The 5,842-nt window shown below is 36.1% G+C and carries 4 protein-coding genes, 1 other RNA gene and 1 pseudogene; all 6 read left to right on the forward strand.

Annotated features, from left to right (window positions below):
• Positions 1–158: 158 nt before the first annotated feature.
• The 6 genes and pseudogenes from BN338_RS08260 (at position 159) to BN338_RS08280 (ending at position 5,385) form a co-directional block, all read left to right on the forward strand.
• The gene (locus tag BN338_RS08260) at positions 159–563 is read left to right on the forward strand and encodes a hypothetical protein (protein WP_039760918.1); all 405 of its coding nucleotides are present in this window, start codon (positions 159–161) and stop codon (positions 561–563) included.
• A gap of 505 nt (positions 564–1,068) precedes the next feature.
• Positions 1,069–1,166: signal recognition particle sRNA small type (gene ffs, locus BN338_RS11285), an RNA gene on the forward strand.
• A 226-nt stretch (positions 1,167–1,392) separates the two neighbouring features.
• The gene (locus tag BN338_RS08265; protein WP_039760920.1) at positions 1,393–3,333 is read left to right on the forward strand and encodes a DNA polymerase III subunit gamma/tau; all 1,941 of its coding nucleotides are present in this window, start codon (positions 1,393–1,395) and stop codon (positions 3,331–3,333) included.
• Between the two features lie 14 nt (positions 3,334–3,347).
• The gene (locus BN338_RS08270) at positions 3,348–3,671 is read left to right on the forward strand and encodes a YbaB/EbfC family nucleoid-associated protein (protein WP_039760922.1); all 324 of its coding nucleotides are present in this window, start codon (positions 3,348–3,350) and stop codon (positions 3,669–3,671) included.
• A 31-nt stretch (positions 3,672–3,702) separates the two neighbouring features.
• Positions 3,703–4,307 (forward strand): annotated as a pseudogene (recR, locus tag BN338_RS08275) (recombination mediator RecR).
• A 49-nt stretch (positions 4,308–4,356) separates the two neighbouring features.
• Positions 4,357–5,385 (forward strand): YeiH family protein, encoded by a 1,029-nt coding sequence (locus BN338_RS08280; RefSeq protein WP_039760924.1) that lies wholly within the window; start codon positions 4,357–4,359, stop codon positions 5,383–5,385.
• The last annotated feature ends 457 nt before the right edge of the window (positions 5,386–5,842 follow it).

Consider the following 5,842-nt stretch of genomic DNA (forward strand, 5'->3'; position numbering starts at 1 on the left):
TAGATCATTCAAATCTCTTGCGTTCAGATAATTTATCAACGTATTTTTGTAAATCTATAAGATGTCGTTTAACCATATTTTTTGAATTACGTTTGAACCTTCCTATTTCTAAAAACTGATTTATGATTTATTCCACTTTAGGAAAAGAGGAGAAGATAATGAAGAAAATTTTCACGCAAGCATTATTAACTGTAAATATTCTCACCTACTCTAGTGTTGCGTTTGCTGGATTTGGTGAGAGAGAATGGAATTTTTCGCCAGATGAAACGGTTACAATTGGTGCACATGATACAATAGAGCAAGGGGTTGAATATGGATGCAAAGCGTTTAAACCCCAAAAAGTATCCTTTACTTTATCGTACTCATCTTCTTCTGACGTAAACAAACTACACATCGTTGCAGATGATGAAAAAAAAATAACACATGACAAAGAACATAAGATCTTTACGCTCAAAGATGTAAAATCCCTCGATATAGGTTTTCCTCCATCCGGATATTATACTTTTAAAAATATTACTAAGGAAAAAGTTACTGGTATAGATTGTGATGCAGGAGATTTTTAATAATATTCAGCAATATTTTATAGCTTTGCGTAGATGTATAAAAAGACTGAAGTAAGCTTTTTTCGAAATCAGGCGTTATAAATCATTAATGCTTAGTTTTTGAAAATTGAGTTTTGTGCTTATGTAATAAAAATTTGTGTCTTAAAATTAAACTGTCAAGAAAAACAAATTTCAAAAAGACTAAATATTGAACAACTTTTGCAAATCGTAAAATTGTTTATTATATTTTCATTACCAGAATAACTTGTTTGTATTAGAATATCGTATTTGTCTGTGTAATTGAAGCCTCTCAAATCGCTACGGATTGTATCGTATATAAACAGAGAAATAAAAAACTTTGTTTATAGCAAATTTGTGTAGGAGTTATTTCTGAAAATTTAAATCTCCATTACTTTTTGTTGCCTATAATACAAGAATTAAGTTCAAAGAAAAATTCTTGGTTGTTCGTGTTATATTTTTTGTTTCTGAGCTTGATTTTTCATTTTAAATCGACAATATGAATTTGGGAGGTTGGTGGTGGACGAACTACTCGCCAACTGGGTCAGGTCTGGAAAGAAGCAGCCCCAACGAGTTCTAGTACGGGTCATCGTACCAGCCTCCTATTTTGCTGAAGAGATTATTTTTGTGCTATGTTTTAGCAAGGTATTTTAAATCTTCAGAGCAGCATTTTTATGCAACATGTAAAGGGATTTGGTTGTTTTTAAGCAAATTATTCCATCAAAAATAAGTTGATTGAGAAAAAATCCTTTTATATGAGGGTATAGTATTGACCTATGCTTTGTGTATGACCAAAATGTACGCATAAAGAACTTCGAAGTTGGAAACATTCATGGAAAATGCGCCGGTAGAAACAGCCTATCGTGTTCTTGCTCGTAAATATCGACCTCTAAATTTTTCTGACCTCATTGGTCAAGAAGCTATGGTGCGTACTCTCACCAATGCCTTTGAAAAAGGTCGTATTGCACAAGCTTGGATGTTAACAGGGATTCGTGGTGTAGGTAAAACTACAACAGCACGTATTTTGGCACGTGCGCTCAATTATAAAACAAAAGATATTGACCAACCAACAACTGTATTGGATTCTCTTGGTGAACATTGCACACAAATTATTGAAGGACGCCATATTGATGTTATAGAAATGGATGCCGCTTCTCATACGGGCATTGATGATATTCGTGAAATTATTGAACAAATACGTTATCGTCCTGTTTCTGCACGCTATAAAGTTTATATTATCGATGAAGTCCATATGCTCTCAACGCAAGCCTTTAATGGTTTGTTGAAAACTCTTGAAGAACCACCATCCCATGTAAAATTTATTTTTGCCACAACAGAAATTCGCAAAGTTCCCATTACAATTCTTTCGCGTTGCCAACGTTTTGATTTGCGAAGAATCGAAGCAAAAGCTTTGAGTGCGCATTTGCTCAAAATTGCGAAATATGAAAAAGTAGAAGTAGAAGATCAAGCGCTCTCTATGATTGTTCGTGCTGCAGAAGGCTCTGCACGTGACGCATTATCCATTTTTGATCAAGCGATTGCCCATAGCAATGGCGATGTCAATGCTGCCGCAGTGCGTACAATGTTAGGATTAGCGGATCAAGCACGTATTATTGATCTCTTTGAATTTATCATGAAGGGCGATGTTGTCCGTGCATTACATGAATTACGCAGTCAATATGATGCAGGCGCTGATCCTCTTACTATATTAACAGAACTCGCCGATTTTAATCATCTGGTTACACGTTTACGCTTCACACCAGAAATAGTGGAAGATTTCTCACTAACTGAAGAACAACGTTTAAGAAGTTTAGACTTTTCAAAGAGACTTTCTGTTCCTATTTTATCCAGAAACTGGCAAATGTTACTCAAAGGCTTACAAGAAGTTAATCAAACTGCACGTCCACTGCAAGCAACAGAAATGCTTTTAATTCGTCTTGCGCATACAGCTGACCTTCCAACTCTTGATGAAGCTTTAAAAAAACTTACGCAAGAAAAAACATCTCTCACATTCGTTACAAATTCTTCTCATCAAGAATCGATAAGTGCAAATAATATAACACAAGAAACAACAATTGATGTCCATGCTTCCTCAAGCGTTTTAAATACATTACCAAATCAATCAGACCTAAAAACATCCTTGCAAGACCAATTAGACCACGCCTTAAAACCAGAAAATTTCGTTAAAAATCAAACTCATGATAATGCCAAAGCTCAAGAAGTAATAGAAACTCTTGAAATTTCTCAATCTACTGATCTTTCTGAAAAGGCTGAAAATTTATCGCATTCTGTCACACAACCAGTTGAAAAGATTACTGAACCTAAAACTCTTGCGATTAATTCTTTGCACGATATTGTTAAATTAGCCGAACAGCATAATGACGTACCTTTCAAACTCCTTGTTAAAGAATTTGTTCATCCTGTTTCTTTTGAAACTGGACGTATTACTTTAAGGCTTTCTGAAAATACCCCACAATTTCTTGCTCATGATATCGAAAAAAAAATCTCTCAATGGGCTGGAAAACGCTATGTGATAACTTTTGTTAATGAAGGAGGTGGTCCAACTTTACAGGAAGAAAGTATAGCAATTCAAAAGACTCTTTTTTCCAATGCAGAGACAGATCCTGATATCGCGAAAATCCTCAACCATTTCCCGGAAGCAAAAATTGTCGATATTCGACTCAATAGAGAAGAAAATGATCTTGATTTACCCCACAATACCTTTAAAAATACTGATCTCTTTAAAAGTGAAAATGATGGCAATGATGAATAAGGATACCTATTCCTATGCGTGAAATGATGAGTATGATGAAAAAAGCCAAAGAAATGCAAGAGAAAATGCAGAAAATTCAGGATGAAATAGCTAATCTGCAAGCTACCGGCACCGCAGGGGGTGATCTCGTCAATATTACGTTAAATGGCAAAAATGTTATAACAGCAATTCAAATTGATCCTTCATTACTCAAACCTGAGGAAGCTGAAATTCTTGAGGATCTCATTATGGCAGCTTATAATGAAGCAAGAACAAAAATCGAAATCACGATAGAAGAAAAAACCAGAAGCATAACGGCGGGGCTGCCACTCCCATCAGGTTTCAAGCTTCCATTTTAATGAAACGGATTTCTCCCATGGGACAAAATATATGTCTAAATACATCGCAGGACCTGAGATTGAACGTCTCATTCAAATCTTAGCACGGTTACCAGGCCTTGGTCCACGTTCAGCGCGTCGTGCTGCGCTTCATCTTATTAAAAAAAGGAAACTTTGCTAGAGCCTTTAGGAACAGCAATACAGGCCGCTATAGAAAAAGTCGGCATTTGTTCTGTTTGTGGAAATGTCGATACCATTGATCCTTGTTCAATTTGTACAGATTTGCGGCGTGATGATACAACAATCATTGTTGTTGAAGATATTGCTGATTTGTGGGCTCTTGAGCGCGCAAAAACTTTAGCCGCACGTTATCATGTATTAGGTGGGCGACTCTCCCCGTTAGATGGGATAGGTCCTGACGAACTCAACATTGCCACCTTAATACAACGTGTTGTACAAAAACCAATTACAGAGATTATTCTTGCTGTCAATGCAACCGTCGAAGGTCAAACAACGGCTCACTATATCACCGATCAGCTTTCCAATTTTTCAGTTAAAATTACACGCCTTGCCCATGGTGTTCCTGTAGGAGGCGAGCTCGATTATCTTGATGATGGAACTTTAGCAGCGGCTGTACAAGCAAGAACAAATCTTTAAAACTTTTTCCTCTTAAGCTTTAGCTCTTTAATGACGGGGAAATATTTAAATGCTAAAGAAAAACCTCTCCCTTTTAAACAACTTTGCTCCTGGTATTTTAGTATGTTTACTCATATCAGCCTTAGCGTATGGTTTAAAAGTGTTAGAAAAACAGCTTTTTGGGCAAACATGGCTTGAGAGTCTTGTTTTGGCAATTCTCTTAGGTTCTATGACCCGAAGTTGTTTTACTTTGCCAACATACTTTCAAAAAGGTATCACCTTTTGTGCCAAAATACTTCTCGAAATTGCTATTGTTCTTCTAGGAGCAAGCATTAGTATTAACGCAATCCTTTCAGCCGGTTGGAATTTACTTGCTAGCATCATATTCGTTATATTCATAACAGTTATTCTTAGCTTTTCCATTGGCCGACTTTTCGGACTTTCTACACATTTAGCAATGCTCGTTGCTTGCGGAAACGCTATTTGTGGTAATTCAGCTACTGTTGCTGTTGCACCCATTATTAAGGCAAAACACGAAGAAGTCGCTGCATCAATTGCTTTTACTGCTCTTTTAGGGGTTGTTATCATTTTACTTCTTCCTTTTTTACATCCATCTTTGAACTTGCCATTTAGCCAATATGGCGTGCTTGCTGGCATGGTTGTTTATGCTGTACCGCAAGTTCTAGCAGCAACCGCATCTGTCTCTTTTGCCAGTGTTCAAATTGCAACTATTGTTAAATTAGTACGCGTTCTGATGTTGGGCCCGCTTATTTTTGCTCTCTCAATCATCTATCGCCGCTCAGCAGAAACACGCTTTCACTTACACACTCTCATCCCATGGTTTATTATTGGCTTTATTCTGATGATGCTGGTGCGTTCAAGTGGACTTATCACTGAAACAGCTCTCACTCCTATAAAATTTATTGCTCAATTGTTCACGGTCATTTCAATGGCCGCATTAGGATTAAGCGTTGATATTCGTTCATTTAAAAAAGCAGGATGGCGCGTTATTTTGACTTCATTCTTCTCCATAATTATTCTCGGTATTTGTAGCCTTATCATGATACAACTGAATGAGTTAAATCATATAACATTTTGAAATATAATTGTTTTTTCAACGAAGCATGTAATCAATTCAAGAATGGTTTGCAAATATTAAAAACAGCTCTTTCATAAAACCAGCAAAATTCTAAAGATTTGCTGATTATTCTCTATATCTCATTATCCTATATAAAAAATTGAGAGAAGATGCTCTTTAATGAGATCACACCTCTTAAAAAGAACAGAACGATCAAAAAAATATATTTATGTTACGCATTCATGTATGCGTTAAAAAAGATACCTCTCGAGGCTCACATCCCCCTTTCACGATAGTATCCGTGAATAATATATTAAATCCCTATGATGTGTATAAAATCTATTGTACAGTCTAATCTTTACGCTTGTAAAGCAACAAGTCGGTAGCGTCATACTATTTCTAGCTTCCCATTTTGAATATCTCTTGCATTTAAATGATCCTTTCTTAGATAATTTTATCCACACACCAACTCTACTTA

This window comes from Bartonella queenslandensis AUST/NH15 (assembly GCF_000312585.1).
Taxonomy (GTDB): domain Bacteria; phylum Pseudomonadota; class Alphaproteobacteria; order Rhizobiales; family Rhizobiaceae; genus Bartonella; species Bartonella queenslandensis_A.

What these genes read in the sequence shown, in the direction of transcription:
- BN338_RS08260 (WP_039760918.1), top strand. Translation starts at nt 159, where the DNA reads ATGAAGAAAATTTTCACGCAAGCATTATTAACTGTAAATATTCTCACC.
- BN338_RS08265 (WP_039760920.1), top strand. Translation starts at nt 1,393, where the DNA reads ATGGAAAATGCGCCGGTAGAAACAGCCTATCGTGTTCTTGCTCGTAAA.
- BN338_RS08270 (WP_039760922.1), top strand. Translation starts at nt 3,348, where the DNA reads ATGCGTGAAATGATGAGTATGATGAAAAAAGCCAAAGAAATGCAAGAG.
- BN338_RS08280 (WP_039760924.1), top strand. Translation starts at nt 4,357, where the DNA reads ATGCTAAAGAAAAACCTCTCCCTTTTAAACAACTTTGCTCCTGGTATT.